Raw genomic sequence first — 14415 nt, forward strand, 5'->3', positions numbered from 1 at the left:
ACCGAAGTTCTTGGCACCTTCATCAAACGCCCACACTTATCGACTGTTAATTTTTAAAGAACTTTATTCGGTGCTGCTTCTCTGCTGTTTGCTACGAAGCGTTGTGTTCGTTAGCAGCAGAGAGGCGGGAGTATGAAGTGTTTCTCATTTTTCGTCAACCCCTGATTTACTTCTTTTTCTTCGCTGTCGCTGCGTTTGAAGCGGCGTCTGCGTCGAGGAGCGAGACTATAACAAAGCCGCAGCCGTCTTGCAATGCTTTCTCCTGTGATATCGTAGCCGCCGCCCATAGCGACCTTTTCCACTACTCATGCATATTCCTGTTTCCGTCCCGACTATTTCCCCGATCGCCGACGCGGCGCTGTCCCATTCGTTGGCCGATGCCATCAATAACAAAACCAAGCCGCTCGGCAGCCTGGGGCGACTGGAATCGCTCGCCGCCCAACTCGGCCTGATTCAGCGGACGACGCGGGTAACGATCGACCAGCCCGCGATCCTTGTCTTCGCCGCCGACCATGGCGTGGTCGCAGAAGGCATCTCTGCCTACCCGCAAGACGTCACCTGGCAGATGGTCGAGAACTTCCTGGCCAATGGCGCGGCCATCAATGTGTTTGCGCGCCAGAATAACTGCGCGCTGCAGGTGATCGACGCCGGTGTCAATCACGACTTCGGCGTGCGCGATGGCCTGATCGACCGCAAAGTCGCCAGCGGCACCAACAACTTCGCCGTCGAACCGGCGATGTCCGCACAAGAATGCGCTACCGCCCTCGAGCACGGCATGGCCCTGGCGCGCGACCTGCCCGGCAACGTGGTGGGCTTCGGCGAAATGGGCATCGGGAACACCACCGCCGCCGCCGCCCTGATGCGCAAGCTGACCGGTGAGCCGGTCGCCGCCTGCGTCGGTGCGGGTACGGGTCTCGACGCGAACGGCGTCCGCCATAAAGAGCAGGTGGTCGCCGCCGCCGTGGCCCATCACGCAAACACCGGCGAGCCGCTCGAGATCCTGGCCACCTTTGGCGGCTTTGAAATTGCGATGATGGCCGGCGCCATGCTACAGGCGGCCGCCCTGCGCAAAGTGCTGCTGATCGACGGCTTCATCGTCACCAGCGCGCTGCTCGTCGCAGCGCGCCTGCAACCGACCATCCTCGACTACTGCGTGTTCGCGCACTGCTCGGGCGAGCATGGCCATGCACTGCTGCTCGAGCAGCTCGGCGCCCGCCCGCTGCTCGACCTGGGCCTGCGCCTGGGCGAAGGCACCGGCAGCGCGCTCGCCCTGCCCCTGCTGCATGCGGCAGCCAACTTCCTGAACGAGATGGCGACGTTCGCGTCGGCCCAGGTCTCGGAACAACTTGTCGAGCGCCCGGCATGATTCACCAGCTGCGCCTGTTCTTCATCGCGCTGCAGTTCTTCACGCGCCTGCCGATCCCGCGCTGGGTGGGGTTCGAGCCGGCCTGGCTCAATCACGCGTCGCGCTACTTCCCGCTGGTCGGTGTGGTCGTCGGCACGATCGGCGCGGCCGTCTACTTCATCGCCGCGCACTGGCTGCCAGCGCCAGTGGCCGCCGTGCTCTCCACCGCCGCGACCATCTACATCACCGGCGCATTCCATGAAGACGGCTTCGCCGATACCTGCGATGGCTTGGGCGGCGGCATGACGAAAGAGCGCGCGCTCGAAATCATGAAGGACTCGCGCGTCGGCGCCTATGGCGCGATCGGCATCGTCTGCATGCTCGGCGCGAAGCTGGCCGCACTCGCCACGCTGCCGCCACTGACGGCCATTGGCGCCCTGCTGCTGGCCCACCCGCTCTCGCGCCTGGCCGCCACGTCCCTGATCTGGCAGATGGAGTACGCACGCGCCGAAGGCAAGGCCAAGCCGCTGGCCGTGCGCATGAGCGCCGACGAATTCGGGATCGCGACGATCACCGTGCTCGTGCCGGCGCTCGCGCTGCTGGCCTGTGGCCTGCTCGACCTGGCCGCCATCGGTGCGGCGGTGTTCGCGGCCATGCTGGCCACGCGCTGGCTGGCGCGCAAGTTCACGCGCCGCCTGCAGGGCTATACAGGCGACTGCCTCGGCGCCGTGCAGCAGCTGGCCGAAGTGGCGATCTATATCGCGGTGCTGGGCACGCTCGGCCGCGGCGCGCTGGCCTGATGCGCCTCTACCTGGTGCGCCACCCGAAACCGGACGTGCCGGCCGGGTACTGCTATGGCCGCACCGACCTGCCGGCGATCGGGGCCGACATCGAGCGCGTGCTGGCCGCACTACGACACAGGAACCTCCCCGGCGCCATGCCGGTCTACGCCAGCCCCCTGCAGCGCAGCGCCGTGCTGGCGCGGCGGGTGTCCACGGCGCCGACATTCGACGCGCGCCTGGCCGAGATGGACTTCGGCGCCTGGGAGCTGCGCCACTGGGACGACATCGATCGAAGCGAAATCGATGCCTGGAGCGCCGACCTGCTCGACTATCGTCCAGGCGGCGGCGAAAATGTGATGCAAGTGGCCATGCGCGTGGCAGCCTTCCTCGCCGACGCAAGGTGCGCAGACCACGCCGAAGCACTCGTTATCTGCCATGCCGGCACCATGCGCCTGCTGCATGCACTGGCCCTTGGCGGCACTCTGCGCGCCGCCGCATTGCGCGCGGCGGCCGAACCACATCACATCGGCTACGGCGACGTGATGACACTGGAAATCTGACAACGCCCCGGTCAACGGCTTTATAATGAGCGCGTTTTGGTGCTCGCGCCTGCGTTCGCAGGTGCAGTTAAACGGGAAACACGAAGCTCTTCACAGGGCCAACGCGTGCTGCCCCCGCAACGGTAAGCAAGTGCCGCAGCCTCTCTTCGAGTCATGCGGCGAACCGCCCCCTCATACCACTGTGCCCTATTAGCATGGGAAGGTCGGACGGCCATACTTGTCAGCCCGGATACCGGCCAAAAGGTGGATGCGCGCGCAGCGCGATCCTTTCAATCCAGCCCACGGGGACGTCGGCTGGATGCCTTTGATAAGAAACACTCATGAATTTTCCAGTAAGCCGGCAAGCGGCCGCCGTGTCGCTCGCACTCGCCATCATTTCGTCCACCGCCATCGCACAAGTGGCTGACACCGTCGTCGTCACCGCCACCCGCACGCCACAGCGCGCCGCCGACGTCATTGCCGACACCACCGTCATCAACGCCGAAGAAATCGCGCGCTCTGGCGCCGGCTCGGTCGCCGACATCCTGCAGCGCCAGCGCGGCATCGAGATCGCCCGCAACGGCCCGGCCGGTACCGCCACCAGCGTGTTCGTGCGCGGCGCGAACGCCAACCAGGTCGTGGTCCTGCTCGACGGCGTGCGCGTCGGTTCGGCGACCACCGGCACCGCCAGCTGGAACGCCGTGCCGCTGGGCGCCATCGACCGCATCGAGATCGTCTACGGCCCGCTCAGCACCCTGTACGGCGCCGACGCCATCGGCGGCGTGATCCAGATCTTCACCCGCAAGGGCGAAGGCGCACCGGTCGTCACCGGTTCGGTGGGCGCGGGCAGCAACGCCACGCTGCAGGGCGATGCAGGCATCTTCGGCAGCAGCGGCGGCCCGAATGCGATCAGCTACGCCTTCGGCGCCGGCTACGAAGAATCGGACGGCTTTTCGTCCACGCGGCCGGGCGCGTCCGGCTACAACGCCGACGAAGACGGCTACCGCCGCCGCAACGCCAATGGCCGCGTGGCGATGGCCATCGCGCCGGGTCACGAAATCGGCGCCCAGTTCCTGGCCAGCCGCACCTATAGCCAGTATGACGCCAGCAATTCGGGCAGCTACGACGTGCACACCGACTCGGATCTGAACACCGCCGCCGTCTTCATGACCAACCAGATCCTGCCGAACTGGCGCAGCACCGTGCAGTACGCGCGTTCCGAAGACAAGTCGGGCAGCTTCAGCAACGCCACACCAAGCGGCGCCAGCCAGATCGACACCGAGCAGAACGAATTCTCGTGGCAGAACAACGTCGCCATCGGCCAGGACACGCTGCAGCTGCTGTTCAACCACCGCAAGGAAGAAGTCTCGTCGATGCGCCAGACGCGCATTACCAACTCGTATGCGGCGGCCTACTCGGCCAAGCGCGGCGCCCACCTGGTCGACGTCAGCGCGCGCCAGGACCGTTCGGTCTACGGCAGCCAGAACACCGGCGCGGCTGGCTATGGCTATGACTTCGGCAACGGCCTGCGCGCCACCGCCAGCATCGGCTCGAGCTTCCGCGCGCCGACCTTCAATGAGCTGTACTTCCCGGGTTACGGCCTGCCGACGAACAAGCCCGAAAAAGGCCGCAATCGCGAAGTGGGCCTGCGCTACGACGGCAACGGCTACAACCTCGATGCGACGTACTTCAATAACCGCCTGACCGACATGATCGTCTCGAGCACCCCATGCCCGAACGGCACCCGCAGCTGCGCCTACAACGTCAACGAAGCGACGCTCGAAGGCTTCTCGCTGGCCGGCAGCACGCGCGTGATGGACGTCAACCTGCGCGCCAGCCTCGATTGGCAGGATCCCCGCGACGACACCACCGGCCGTCAGCTGGCGCGCCGCGCAAAGCAGCACGCCAACTTCGCTGCCGACTACACGCTGGGCCAGTTCAAGAGCGGCGCCGAGCTGACCGTCTCGGGCGATCGCTTCGATAATGCGACCAACACCACGCGCCTGGCCGGCTATGGTTTGCTGAACCTGTACACCACGTACCAGTTCACGCCCGACTGGTCCTTGCTCCTGCGCCTGAACAACGTCGCGGACAAGAACTACGAAGTCGCGCGCAACTACGGCACGAGCGGCCGGACCTGGTTCGCGTCGCTGCGTTACGGCATCCGTTAAGCTGGAGCCTTCCGCCCGCGGCGCACATGCCGCGGGCCTCGATCAACTACCAGGACCAGCATGCAAGCTTCCGTCCCTCCGCTGCGTCAGCGCGCCACGCTCATCATCGGCGCCATGCTGGTCCTGGCCATCGCCACCCTGCTGTTCGCAGGCATGACCGGTTCGATCCGCGTGCCGCTCAGCGACATCCCTGACGCCCTGCGCCAACTGGCGAGCGGTCAACCCGATTCCCTGTCTGCCTCCCTGCTCGACCTGCGTGCCAGCCGCGCGCTGGTGGCCTTTGCCACCGGCGGCGCACTGGCCCTGGCCGGCCTGATGATGCAGGCGCTATTGCGCAATCCCCTGGCCGACCCGTATGTGCTGGGCGTCTCGTCCGGCGCCTCGGTCGGCGCCCTGCTTGCCCTGCTGTTCATGGCGTCCGCGCTGGTGGTCGATGCGGCCGCGCTGGTCGGCGCCGTCGGCGTCGCTTTGCTGCTGTACCTGCTGGCGCGGCGCGACCTGCGCGGCGGGCAGGCTGCCGAAGGCGGCGCCTCGATGCTGCTGCTGACCGGCGTGATCGTCTCGGCCCTGTGCGGTTCACTGGTCACCCTCATGCTGTCGATTGCGCCCGAGGGGCGCCTGCGCAGCATGATCTTCTGGCTGATCGGCGACCTGGCCGGCGCCCCGCTGCGCCTGGCGCCGTGGGTCGTCCTGGTCGGCGCGCTGCTGTTCGCGATGCGCAGCGCGCGCGCCATGAATATGGTCGCGCTGCACGCCGAGAATGCCGTCACCCTGGGCGTGCGCGTGAGCGCGCTGCGCAAAGGCCTGTTTTTTGTTTCGGCCCTGCTCACCGCCAGCGCCGTCACCAGCGCCGGCTCGGTTGGCTTCGTCGGCCTGATCGTGCCGCATGCCTGCCGCTTCGCCTTCGGGCCCGATCACCGCGTGCTGATTCCCGCCGTCGTCCTGAGCGGCGGCGCGTTCCTCGTGCTGTGCGATACGCTGGCGCGCACGATCGTCGCGCCGCAGCAACTGCCGGTCGGCGCCATCACGGCGATGATCGGCGCGCCGGTCTTCTTGTACCAACTGCACCGGCTGCGCAAATGACCACCATCGCCACCCACGACCTGTCGCTGTCCATTGCCGGCCGCACCCTGGTGCAGGGCCTGGACTGGGCCGCGCAACCGGGCCAGTGCTGGAGCATCATCGGCCGTAACGGCGCCGGCAAGAGCACCTTGCTGCGCACACTGGCGGGATTGCAGCAGCCCGACGGCGGCGCGGTCCACATCGGCGGGCGCGCCCTGCCCGCCTGGCCACTGACCGACCTGGCGCGCGAACGCGCCTTTCTCGCCCAGTCGCGCCACGACGCCTTTGCCTACTCGGTGCTCGAGAGCGTGCTGTCGGCGCGCCACCCGTACCACGCCAACCGCTATTGGGAAGGCAGCGACGACCACCAGGTCGCGCTGGAAGCCCTGGCGTCGATGGACGTGAGCGAGCTGGCCGCGCGCGACGTGCGCACGCTGTCCGGCGGCGAGCGCCAGCGCGTGGCGATTGCCGCCCTGCTGGCCCAGCAAACCCCGCTGCTGCTGCTCGACGAGCCGGCCAACGCGCTCGATCTGGCGCACCAGGTAAGCGTGATGGGCCTGCTCGCGCGCCTGTGCCGCGAGCAGAACAAAACCGTGGTCATGATCGGCCACGACCTGAACCTGGCCTCGCGCATCTCGACGCACGTGCTGCTGCTGATGGGCGACGGCCGCTGGCACGCCGGCACCAACGAACAGACCATGCAACCCGCGCTGCTGGGCGACTACCTCGGCCACCCGATCGAGATGATCGAACATCACGGCCGCCGCATCTTCATCCCCAAGGAGGATCAAGCATGAACGACATGACTCCCGAACAAACCGCTGCACTGAACGAACGCCATCGCGTGCGCATGGAGCGCAAGAAAGCCGTCATCGACGCCAAGATCGCATCGGCCGACAAAGAGATCGGCATCATCATCGTCAATACCGGCAACGGCAAAGGCAAGAGCTCGAGCGCGTTCGGCATGGTGGCGCGCGCGCTGGGCCACGGCATGAAGGTTGGCGTGGTCCAGTTCATCAAGGGTGCGTTGTCGACCGGCGAAGAGACTTTCCTGCGCCGCTTCCCCGATGAAGTGCGTTTCCATGCGATGGGCGAAGGCTATACATGGGAAACGCAGAACCGCGAGCGCGACATCGAAAAAGCCACCGAGGCGTGGGCGCTGGCCAAGAAATTTTTGTCGGATCCCGCCATCGGCATGGTGGTGCTGGATGAACTGAATATCGCGCTGAAGTACGGGTACGTCGATGTGCACACCGTGATCGCCGACCTGCTCGACCGCCCGGCGATGCAGCACGTGGTGATCACTGGCCGCGGCGCGCCGCCCGAGCTGGTGGCGATCGCCGATACCGTCACCGAGATGAACGTCGTCAAGCATGCCTTCAAGGCGGGCATCGGCGCCCAGGCCGGGACGGAGTGGTGATGAGCCCACATCCCGGCGCGCGCGTGGTGCTGGTGGCGGCGATGTCGTCCGGCCAGGGCAAGACCACGGTCACCGCCGCGCTGGCGCGGCGTCTGATCCGTATGGGCAAGCGCGTGCGCGTGTTCAAGTGCGGCCCCGACTTCGTCGATCCGGTGATGCTGGAAAGCGCCTGCGGCACGCCGGTGCACAACCTGGACCTGTGGATGGTCGGGCCCGATGCATGCCGCCGGCGCCTGCAGGCCGCGGCCAATGACGCCGACGCGATCCTCGTCGAAGGCGTGATGGGACTGTATGACGGCACGCCATCGAGCGCCGACCTGGCGCGCGAATTCGGCATTCCCGTGCTGGCGGTGCTGGACGCATCGGCAATGGCCCAGACTGCCGGCGCGGTGGCGCAAGGTTTGCGCGACTACGGCCCGGTGCAAATGGCGGGCGTGATCGCCAACCGCGTCGCCAGCAAGAGCCACGCGGCGATGGTCAAGGAATCGCTGCGCGATATTCCCCTGATCGGCATCCTGGCGCGCCAGGAACACCACCTGCCAGAGCGCGACCTGGGCCTGGTGCTGCCCGGTGAAGTCGAAGAGCTGCAGCGCATCCTCGATGCGCTGGCCGACAGCATCGATTTCGATGAGGCGGCGTGGGATGCGCTGCCGTTGCTGGCGCCGGCGAACGTCGCCCCTGCGGTAATCGACACACCCCTCATGGGCCGCACGATCGCCATCGCGCATGATCCGTCGTTCATGTTCGTGTATCCGGCCAACGTCGAGCTGCTCAAGGCGATGGGTGCGCAGATCACGTATTTCGCGCCGCTGTCGAACGACGCGGTTCCCGACGAAGCGGATGCGGTCTACCTGCCGGGCGGATATCCCGAACTGCACGGCGCTGCATTGCAAGGCGCCACGCGCTGGCGCGACTCGATCCGCGCGGCGCACGCGCGTGGCGTGCCGATTGTGGCCGAATGCGGCGGCATGATGGCCCTGGCCGATGGCTTGACCGACAGCGAAGGCCGGCGCTGGGAGATGGCCGGCGTGCTGCCGGGCGAAGTGGCGATGCAGAAGCGACTCGCTGGTCTGGGCATGCACGCGCTGGCGACGGCGGACGGCGAACTACGTGGCCACACGTTCCACTATTCGCTGCTGGCCACCGACGTGCCGCCGCGGACGCACACCGTCAAGCAGCGCACGCAGACGCAGGGTGAAGCCGTGTACCGCGTCGGCTCGCTGTTCGCGTCGTACTTCCATGGGTACTTTCCGTCCAATCCGCGCGCCGTTGCCGCGTTGTTTGGCGGTGCGCCATGAGCGCGACGCTCATCTTCGGCGGCGCACGCTCGGGCAAGAGCGCGTTTGCCGAGCGCCTGGCGCGTGACGCCGACAAGGAAGTGGTCTACATCGCCACTTCGCGCGCGGGTGATGGCGAGATGGCGGCGCGCATTGCACTGCACCGCGAGCAGCGCCCGGCGGCCTGGCGCACGGTCGAGGAAGAACTGGCGCTGGCACGGGTGCTGCGCGCCGAGTGCGCACCGGGCCGTGTGGTATTGGTCGATTGCCTGACACTGTGGCTCAGTAACCTGATGTTCTGCGACGGTCGCGAGTACCCCGACGTCGGTGCGCTCGAGCTGCCGCCGCGCTTTCACGACGAACGCGCGGCGCTGCTCGATCTGCTGGATGCGGGCCTGCCGGGTGACATACTCTTCGTGTCGAATGAAGTGGGCATGGGCATCGTGCCGTGGGGTGCAATCTCGCGCAGCTTCGCCGATGAAGCCGGGCGCCTGAACCAGGCCGTGGCCGCGCGCGTGGACTGCGCCGTGCTGGTGGCGGCGGGCCTGCCGCTGGTCTTGAAAGGTTCACTGTGCTGACTGGCCTGTCGTTATCGACGATTGCGCTGCTGCTGGTGGCTGGCGTCTTGCTCGACCTGCTGCTGGGCGAGACGCGGCGCTGGCATCCGCTGGTCGGCTTCGGCAATCTGGCGAATCTCATTGAACGACGCCTGAACCGCGGCGCCCTGCGCCTGCCGCGCGGGAGCCTCGCGTGGGCGCTGGCGGTGCTGCCTTTGAGCTTGTCGTTCATGGTTGTCACCGACGTTGCCGGCCTGTGGGTCCACGCGGTGCTGCTGTATCTGTGCATCGGCCTGCGCAGCCTGCACGACCACACGATCCCTATTTATGAAGCGCTGCGCACCGGCGACCTGGCCAAGGCGCGCACGCTGACCGCCCGCATCGTCAGCCGCGATACCGCCAACGCCAGCGAATCCGACCTGGCCAAGGCCAGCGCCGAATCGCTCCTCGAAAACGGCAACGACGCCGTGTTCGGCACGCTGTTCTGGTTCATCCTGCTGGGTGGACCGGGAGCGGTGCTGTTCCGGCTGGCGAACACGCTCGACGCGATGTGGGGTTATCGCAGCGAGCGTTTCAACCTGTTCGGTCGCCCTGCGGCGCGCATCGACGATGTGATGAACTACGTGCCGGCGCGCCTGACCGCGCTGTCGTATGTGCTGCTGGCCGGCGCCGGTCGCGCACGCGCCTGGCACTGCTGGCGCACGCAGGCGCCGACATGGACCAGTCCCAATGCCGGGCCGGTGATGGCCAGCGGCGCCGGCGCACTGGGCGTGTCGCTCGGCGGCGCGGCCGTCTACGATGGCGAAGTCGAACAGCGCCCGCCGCTGGGCGCCGGCCCGGCGGCATGTGCCGGCGACATCCAGCGCGCCTGGCAGCTGGTGCTGCGCACAACGCTGCTCTGGCTCGGCGTGGTGTGCCTGCTGGCGGTGTTGACCACGATCGGAGCGCCGCATGCTTGAACACGGAGGCAACCTGCGCGAGGCCGCGCGGCATTACGGGCGCGATGACTGGATCGACCTGTCGACCGGGATCAACCCGCATGGCTATCCGGCGCCGGCGCCGGCGCCAGCGGCCTGGCTGCGCCTGCCCGAGCCGGATCCGGCACTGCTGGTCGCGGCCAGTGCATATTATCGCGCGCCATCGCTGCTGCCGGTGGCCGGCACGCAGGCCGCGATCCAGGCGCTGCCCCGACTGCGCGCGCCGTCGCGCGTGGCGGTATCGGCACCATCGTACGCGGAGCACGCGCATCACTGGGGCCAGCATGGCCACATGCTACGACAGGTCGCTTACACCGAACTGGAAGCGGCGATCGACGACAGCGATGTCGTGGTTGTCGTCAATCCAAATAACCCGACTGGCGAGACGATCGTGCCCGAGCGCCTGCTCGGCTGGGCCACGCGCCTGCATGCGCGCGGCGGATGGCTGATCGTCGACGAAGCGTTCGGCGATACCGCGACGGCATTGAGCATAGCGACGCACGCATCGCGGCCCGGCCTCATCGTGCTGCGCTCGATCGGTAAATTCTTCGGGCTGGCGGGCCTGCGCCTGGGCTTCGTCGCCGCGCACGAGGACTTGCTGCGCGAGCTGGCCGACCTGCTCGGGCCGTGGACCATCAGCGGTCCGGCGCAAGAAATCGCGTTGGCCGCATTGACCGACACGGTCTGGCAACACGAGACGCGTTCCAGTCTGCGCCAGTCGGGTTACCGGATGTCGCGCCTGTTGCTGCGCCACGGCATCGCCAGCGGCGGCACCGCACTGTTTCGCTGGTGGCCGCAAGTGGAGCCCGAAGCCTTCCACGCCCACATGGCCGCGCGCGGCATCTGGTGCCGGCTGTTTCGCGATGCCGCGCGGGGTATTCGCGTGGGCCTGCCGGCGACCGACCTTGAGTGGCACCGCTTTGAACAAGCACTTCACGAATGGAGCAAGAGATGAAAACAACGATGCTGGTCGCCGGCCTGATGGCAGGCTTCTCGATCACCTGCACACAGGCAGCGATCACGGTCAAGGACGACGCCGGCCAATCCGTCACGATCGCAAAACCGGCGCTGCGGATCATTTCGCTTGCCCCGAGCGTGACAGAACTGCTGTTCGCAGCCGGTGGCGGCAGCCGCATCGTCGGCGCGGTGAACTACAGCGATTATCCCGAAGCAGCCAAGCGTATTCCGCGCATCGGCTCGAACCGCGAAATCGACATGGAACTGCTGATTTCATTGAAGCCCGACCTGATCGTGGCCTGGCGCCATAACAGTTCGGACAGGCAGATCGAGATGGTGCGCCAGCTCGGCATTCCCGTGTTCCAGAGCGATGCGCAGACGCTCGACGCGATTCCCGACAGCGTCGAACGGCTCGGCCAGTTGATGGGCACCGATACAGCGGCCAAGGCGGCTGCCGGCACGCTGCGCACGCAGCTCGCCGGCCTGCGCAAGCAGTATGCGGGCCGCGCGCCGGTGCGTACCTTTTATCAGGTGTGGGACAAGCCGTTGTACACCCTCAGCGGAAAGCACATCCTCACCGATGCGATGCGCCTGTGCGGCGGCGTGAACGTGTTCGACAAGCTGACGGTGACGGCGCCGGTCGTCACGCTCGAGAGCGTGCTGCAGGAAAATCCCGAGGTGATCATCGCCACCGCCGAGAAAAACTACGGCGGCGTGCAGCTGTGGAAACCCTACGGCACCATGACCGCCGTGAGTCGCAATAATCTGTTCACGCTCGACGGTCATCTGCTCAATCGCGCCGGCCCGCGCATGGTCCAGGGCACTGCCGCGATGTGCGAGGTGCTCGAGCAGGCGCGCCAGCGTCGCCCGAAATGAGCACAAGAATGCGCCCGCAGGCAAACGCGTTCCCGTATCGGACCCTGATGGTGCAAGGGACGACGTCGGATGCCGGCAAGACGACAGTGGTGGCGGCGCTGTGCCGGCTGCTGATGCAGCGCGGCGTGAAGGTCGCGCCGTTCAAGCCGCAGAACATGGCCCTGAACAGCGCCGTCACGCGCGATGGCGGCGAGATCGGCCGCGCCCAGGCGCTGCAAGCCATCGCCGCCGGCATCGAGCCGCACACCGACATGAATCCCGTGCTGCTCAAGCCATCGAGCGACACCGGCGCGCAAGTGATCATCCATGGCCGGGTGCGCGCCGACATGCACGCGCGCGACTACCATCAGTACAAGCCGGTCGCGATGCGCGCGGTACTTGAATCGCATGCGCGCCTGCTGGCGCAGTACGAGACCGTGATCGTCGAAGGCGCGGGTAGCCCCGCCGAGATCAATCTGCGCGACCGCGACATCGCCAATATGGGCTTTGCCGAGGCGGTGGATTGTCCGGTGATCCTGGTCGCCGACATCGATCGCGGCGGCGTGTTCGCGCACCTGGTTGGCACCTTGTCGTGCCTGTCTCAGTCAGAGCGCGACCACGTGATCGGTTTTGTCATCAACCGCTTCCGGGGTGACATCAAGCTGCTCGAGCCGGGCCTGGACTGGCTCGAGGCGCAGACTGGCAAGCCGGTGCTGGCGGTGCTGCCCTATCTGCACGGGTTGTTTCTCGATGCCGAAGATGCGGTGCAGGCGGCGCAGTCGAGCAAAGGCGCGTTTCGCGTGGTGGTGCCGAGTTTTCCGCGCATGAGCAACCACACCGATTTCGATGCGCTGCGCGCGCACCCGGACGTCGACCTGCGCTTCGTGCGCCAGGGTGAGGCGATTCCCGGCGCCGACCTGATCATCCTACCGGGCAGCAAGAACACGCGTGGCGACCTGGCCTGGCTGGAGGCGCATGGCTGGCGCGAGCAGATCGCGCGCCATCTGCGGTATGGCGGCAAAGTAATCGGCGTGTGTGGCGGCTTCCAGATGCTGGGGCGAACGGTGGACGATCCGCATGGTGTCGAAGGTGCCCCGGGTACGTCGGATGGACTTGGCGTGCTTGATATCGAGACCGCGTTGACGCGCGAGAAGCGGCTGACACGCGTCGAAGGCCTGTGCGCATTCGCTTCGGGCGATGTGCCGCTTCAGGTCACCGGATACGAGATCCATATGGGTGTGTCGAGCGGTGCGGGAATGTCGCGGCCCGTGTTTTCCATCGGTGGGCGCGGCGAAGGCGCCATATCGGCCGATGGACAGGTCATGGGCACGTATCTGCATGGGTTGTTCGATCATCCGGATGCATGCAGCGCGCTTTTACGTTGGGCGGGCTCGCGCACCGATCACGTTGTCGATACGGCGCAGTTGCGTGAGGCGAGTCTGGACCGGATTGCTGGCGCAACGCAGGGCCTGTTCGAACGCCTGCTGGCGTTGCCCCGCTAAGGCCTTCCATCGAGCTCGATCGGCAACGCGCGGCTTAGTTACCGGAAAGCGGTCGAGTATTGGCCGCGTAGGGAAACGGAAGCTGCGACAACTCATAGTCACGCTGCAGAAAACGCCCCAACGTTCGCCAATCCTCGCTTTCGGCCAGGCGCAGGGAACGACTGCGCACGTCGCGGGCACCCAGGTTACGTCGCGTTTGCAGTGGAATGACACGGGCCACGCCTTGGTCGAACAGCAGCGCTTGCGACGCGGCGCCGTCACTATTGACGTTCACCGCAACAACGCGACCGCCATACAGATGCGTAATACGCTCGACCTGTGTATGGCCAACCACCACGGCGCGCGCGCCAAAGCGCGTGAGGACTGCGGCGACGTCCTTGTCCGCGGCTTGATCATAGAGGCCATCGTGTGATTGAAAGTAGCCACGGTACTGGCTCACGCCTGCGCGCCCGATCACCGCTTCGAGTTCGGCCGTACTCGCGGACTCACCACGCCAATAGCGGCGCATCGCCGCGTTTAATTGCGTCACAGACAGACCAACGGCGGCGACGTCCGGGCTGATACCGGCATGGGTCACGAGGACGTCGCCGGCCTGGATGACGACAGGTTGCTGACGCAACCAATGGCCGAGAACGGTATCCGGCGCGAACGCTGCGACCTGTCCACCGAGTTGCTCAAGCGCATAAATATGTTCGCGGTGCGCACGTGACAGGTTCCCTTGCAACATGTACTGCTCATGATTGCCGAGCACCAGATGTACGGCGCCGCCGGCACGTTGTAAGTTTGATAGTGGACTTTGTATGACGCCGTATTAGACAGGCTCACTAGCAGAAATCGATCACCCAAAGCGAAAAGCCCCGCTCAGAATCTCTGAGCGGGGCTTTTCTATATAAAAGCCTGACGATAACCTACTTTCACACTGGTTGCAGCACTATCATCGGCGCAAAGTCGTTTCACGGTCCTGTTCGGGA

Annotated in this window: 14 protein-coding genes and 1 riboswitch; of the genes, 13 read left to right on the plus strand and 1 reads right to left on the minus strand. The window is 66.2% G+C overall.

Translation table 11 applies throughout. The features are described from left to right. Positions 1 to 307: 307 nt before the first annotated feature. The 13 genes from cobT to AB2N08_RS22665 all read left to right on the plus strand — a co-directional run bounded on the left by cobT (position 308) and on the right by AB2N08_RS22665 (position 13444). The gene (cobT, locus tag AB2N08_RS22605; RefSeq protein ID WP_367613154.1) at positions 308 to 1366 is read left to right on the plus strand and encodes a nicotinate-nucleotide--dimethylbenzimidazole phosphoribosyltransferase; all 1059 of its coding nucleotides are present in this window, start codon (positions 308 to 310) and stop codon (positions 1364 to 1366) included. Beyond that, on the plus strand, positions 1363 to 2145 hold the full coding sequence (locus AB2N08_RS22610) for an adenosylcobinamide-GDP ribazoletransferase (RefSeq protein WP_367613155.1): 783 nt from the start codon (positions 1363 to 1365) through the stop codon (positions 2143 to 2145). The genes cobT and AB2N08_RS22610 overlap by 4 nt, the downstream gene beginning before the upstream one ends. Beyond that, a complete protein-coding gene (locus tag AB2N08_RS22615) occupies positions 2145 to 2687 on the plus strand; it encodes a histidine phosphatase family protein (protein ID WP_367613156.1) in 543 nt (180 codons plus the stop codon). The genes AB2N08_RS22610 and AB2N08_RS22615 overlap by 1 nt, the downstream gene beginning before the upstream one ends. Positions 2688 to 2707: 20 nt before the next feature. Further along, positions 2708 to 2942, plus strand: a riboswitch (cobalamin riboswitch). A gap of 65 nt (positions 2943 to 3007) precedes the next feature. Next, positions 3008 to 4837, plus strand: coding sequence for a TonB-dependent receptor domain-containing protein (locus tag AB2N08_RS22620; RefSeq protein WP_367613157.1), 1830 nt, complete (start codon positions 3008 to 3010; stop codon positions 4835 to 4837). Between the two features lie 60 nt (positions 4838 to 4897). Next, positions 4898 to 5920 (plus strand): FecCD family ABC transporter permease, encoded by a 1023-nt coding sequence (locus tag AB2N08_RS22625; RefSeq protein ID WP_367613158.1) that lies wholly within the window; start codon positions 4898 to 4900, stop codon positions 5918 to 5920. Then, entirely contained in the window at positions 5917 to 6696 is a 780-nt protein-coding gene (locus AB2N08_RS22630; RefSeq protein WP_367613159.1) for an ABC transporter ATP-binding protein, read from the plus strand. The genes AB2N08_RS22625 and AB2N08_RS22630 overlap by 4 nt, the downstream gene beginning before the upstream one ends. Further along, positions 6693 to 7319: a cob(I)yrinic acid a,c-diamide adenosyltransferase gene (cobO, locus tag AB2N08_RS22635; protein ID WP_367613160.1), complete on the plus strand. Its 627-nt coding sequence runs from the start codon at positions 6693 to 6695 to the stop codon at positions 7317 to 7319. Before AB2N08_RS22630 ends, cobO begins: the two co-directional genes overlap by 4 nt. Further along, complete coding sequence (locus AB2N08_RS22640) at positions 7319 to 8617, plus strand: cobyrinate a,c-diamide synthase (protein ID WP_367613161.1); 1299 nt, start codon at positions 7319 to 7321, stop codon at positions 8615 to 8617. The genes cobO and AB2N08_RS22640 overlap by 1 nt, the downstream gene beginning before the upstream one ends. Beyond that, positions 8614 to 9174, plus strand: coding sequence for a bifunctional adenosylcobinamide kinase/adenosylcobinamide-phosphate guanylyltransferase (gene cobU / locus AB2N08_RS22645; RefSeq protein ID WP_367613162.1), 561 nt, complete (start codon positions 8614 to 8616; stop codon positions 9172 to 9174). Before AB2N08_RS22640 ends, cobU begins: the two co-directional genes overlap by 4 nt. After that, positions 9168 to 10112: an adenosylcobinamide-phosphate synthase CbiB gene (gene cbiB / locus AB2N08_RS22650; protein WP_367613163.1), complete on the plus strand. Its 945-nt coding sequence runs from the start codon at positions 9168 to 9170 to the stop codon at positions 10110 to 10112. Before cobU ends, cbiB begins: the two co-directional genes overlap by 7 nt. Further along, positions 10105 to 11085 carry a threonine-phosphate decarboxylase CobD gene (gene cobD, locus AB2N08_RS22655; protein ID WP_367613164.1) on the plus strand — a complete coding sequence of 327 codons (981 nt, stop codon included), beginning with the start codon at positions 10105 to 10107 and terminating at the stop codon, positions 11083 to 11085. The genes cbiB and cobD overlap by 8 nt, the downstream gene beginning before the upstream one ends. Beyond that, positions 11082 to 11963 carry a cobalamin-binding protein gene (locus AB2N08_RS22660; RefSeq protein WP_367613165.1) on the plus strand — a complete coding sequence of 294 codons (882 nt, stop codon included), beginning with the start codon at positions 11082 to 11084 and terminating at the stop codon, positions 11961 to 11963. The genes cobD and AB2N08_RS22660 overlap by 4 nt, the downstream gene beginning before the upstream one ends. Before the next feature lie 8 nt (positions 11964 to 11971). Beyond that, positions 11972 to 13444 carry a cobyric acid synthase gene (locus tag AB2N08_RS22665; RefSeq protein WP_367613166.1) on the plus strand — a complete coding sequence of 491 codons (1473 nt, stop codon included), beginning with the start codon at positions 11972 to 11974 and terminating at the stop codon, positions 13442 to 13444. A 34-nt stretch (positions 13445 to 13478) separates the two neighbouring features. Here AB2N08_RS22665 and AB2N08_RS22670 read toward each other — a convergent pair whose 3' ends face one another. Next, positions 13479 to 14246, minus strand: coding sequence for a metallophosphoesterase (locus tag AB2N08_RS22670; protein WP_367613167.1), 768 nt, complete (start codon positions 14244 to 14246; stop codon positions 13479 to 13481). Positions 14247 to 14415: the final 169 nt, after the last annotated feature.

Source organism: Massilia aurea (genome assembly GCF_040790145.1).
GTDB lineage: Bacteria > Pseudomonadota > Gammaproteobacteria > Burkholderiales > Burkholderiaceae_D > Telluria > Telluria aurea_C.

What these genes read in the sequence shown, in the direction of transcription:
- AB2N08_RS22610 (WP_367613155.1), top strand. Translation starts at nt 1,363, where the DNA reads ATGATTCACCAGCTGCGCCTGTTCTTCATCGCGCTGCAGTTCTTCACG.
- cobU (WP_367613162.1), top strand. Translation starts at nt 8,614, where the DNA reads ATGAGCGCGACGCTCATCTTCGGCGGCGCACGCTCGGGCAAGAGCGCG.
- AB2N08_RS22630 (WP_367613159.1), top strand. Translation starts at nt 5,917, where the DNA reads ATGACCACCATCGCCACCCACGACCTGTCGCTGTCCATTGCCGGCCGC.
- cobT (WP_367613154.1), top strand. Translation starts at nt 308, where the DNA reads ATGCATATTCCTGTTTCCGTCCCGACTATTTCCCCGATCGCCGACGCG.
- AB2N08_RS22665 (WP_367613166.1), top strand. Translation starts at nt 11,972, where the DNA reads ATGCGCCCGCAGGCAAACGCGTTCCCGTATCGGACCCTGATGGTGCAA.
- AB2N08_RS22615 (WP_367613156.1), top strand. Translation starts at nt 2,145, where the DNA reads ATGCGCCTCTACCTGGTGCGCCACCCGAAACCGGACGTGCCGGCCGGG.
- cobO (WP_367613160.1), top strand. Translation starts at nt 6,693, where the DNA reads ATGAACGACATGACTCCCGAACAAACCGCTGCACTGAACGAACGCCAT.
- cobD (WP_367613164.1), top strand. Translation starts at nt 10,105, where the DNA reads ATGCTTGAACACGGAGGCAACCTGCGCGAGGCCGCGCGGCATTACGGG.
- AB2N08_RS22625 (WP_367613158.1), top strand. Translation starts at nt 4,898, where the DNA reads ATGCAAGCTTCCGTCCCTCCGCTGCGTCAGCGCGCCACGCTCATCATC.
- AB2N08_RS22620 (WP_367613157.1), top strand. Translation starts at nt 3,008, where the DNA reads ATGAATTTTCCAGTAAGCCGGCAAGCGGCCGCCGTGTCGCTCGCACTC.
- AB2N08_RS22660 (WP_367613165.1), top strand. Translation starts at nt 11,082, where the DNA reads ATGAAAACAACGATGCTGGTCGCCGGCCTGATGGCAGGCTTCTCGATC.
- AB2N08_RS22640 (WP_367613161.1), top strand. Translation starts at nt 7,319, where the DNA reads ATGAGCCCACATCCCGGCGCGCGCGTGGTGCTGGTGGCGGCGATGTCG.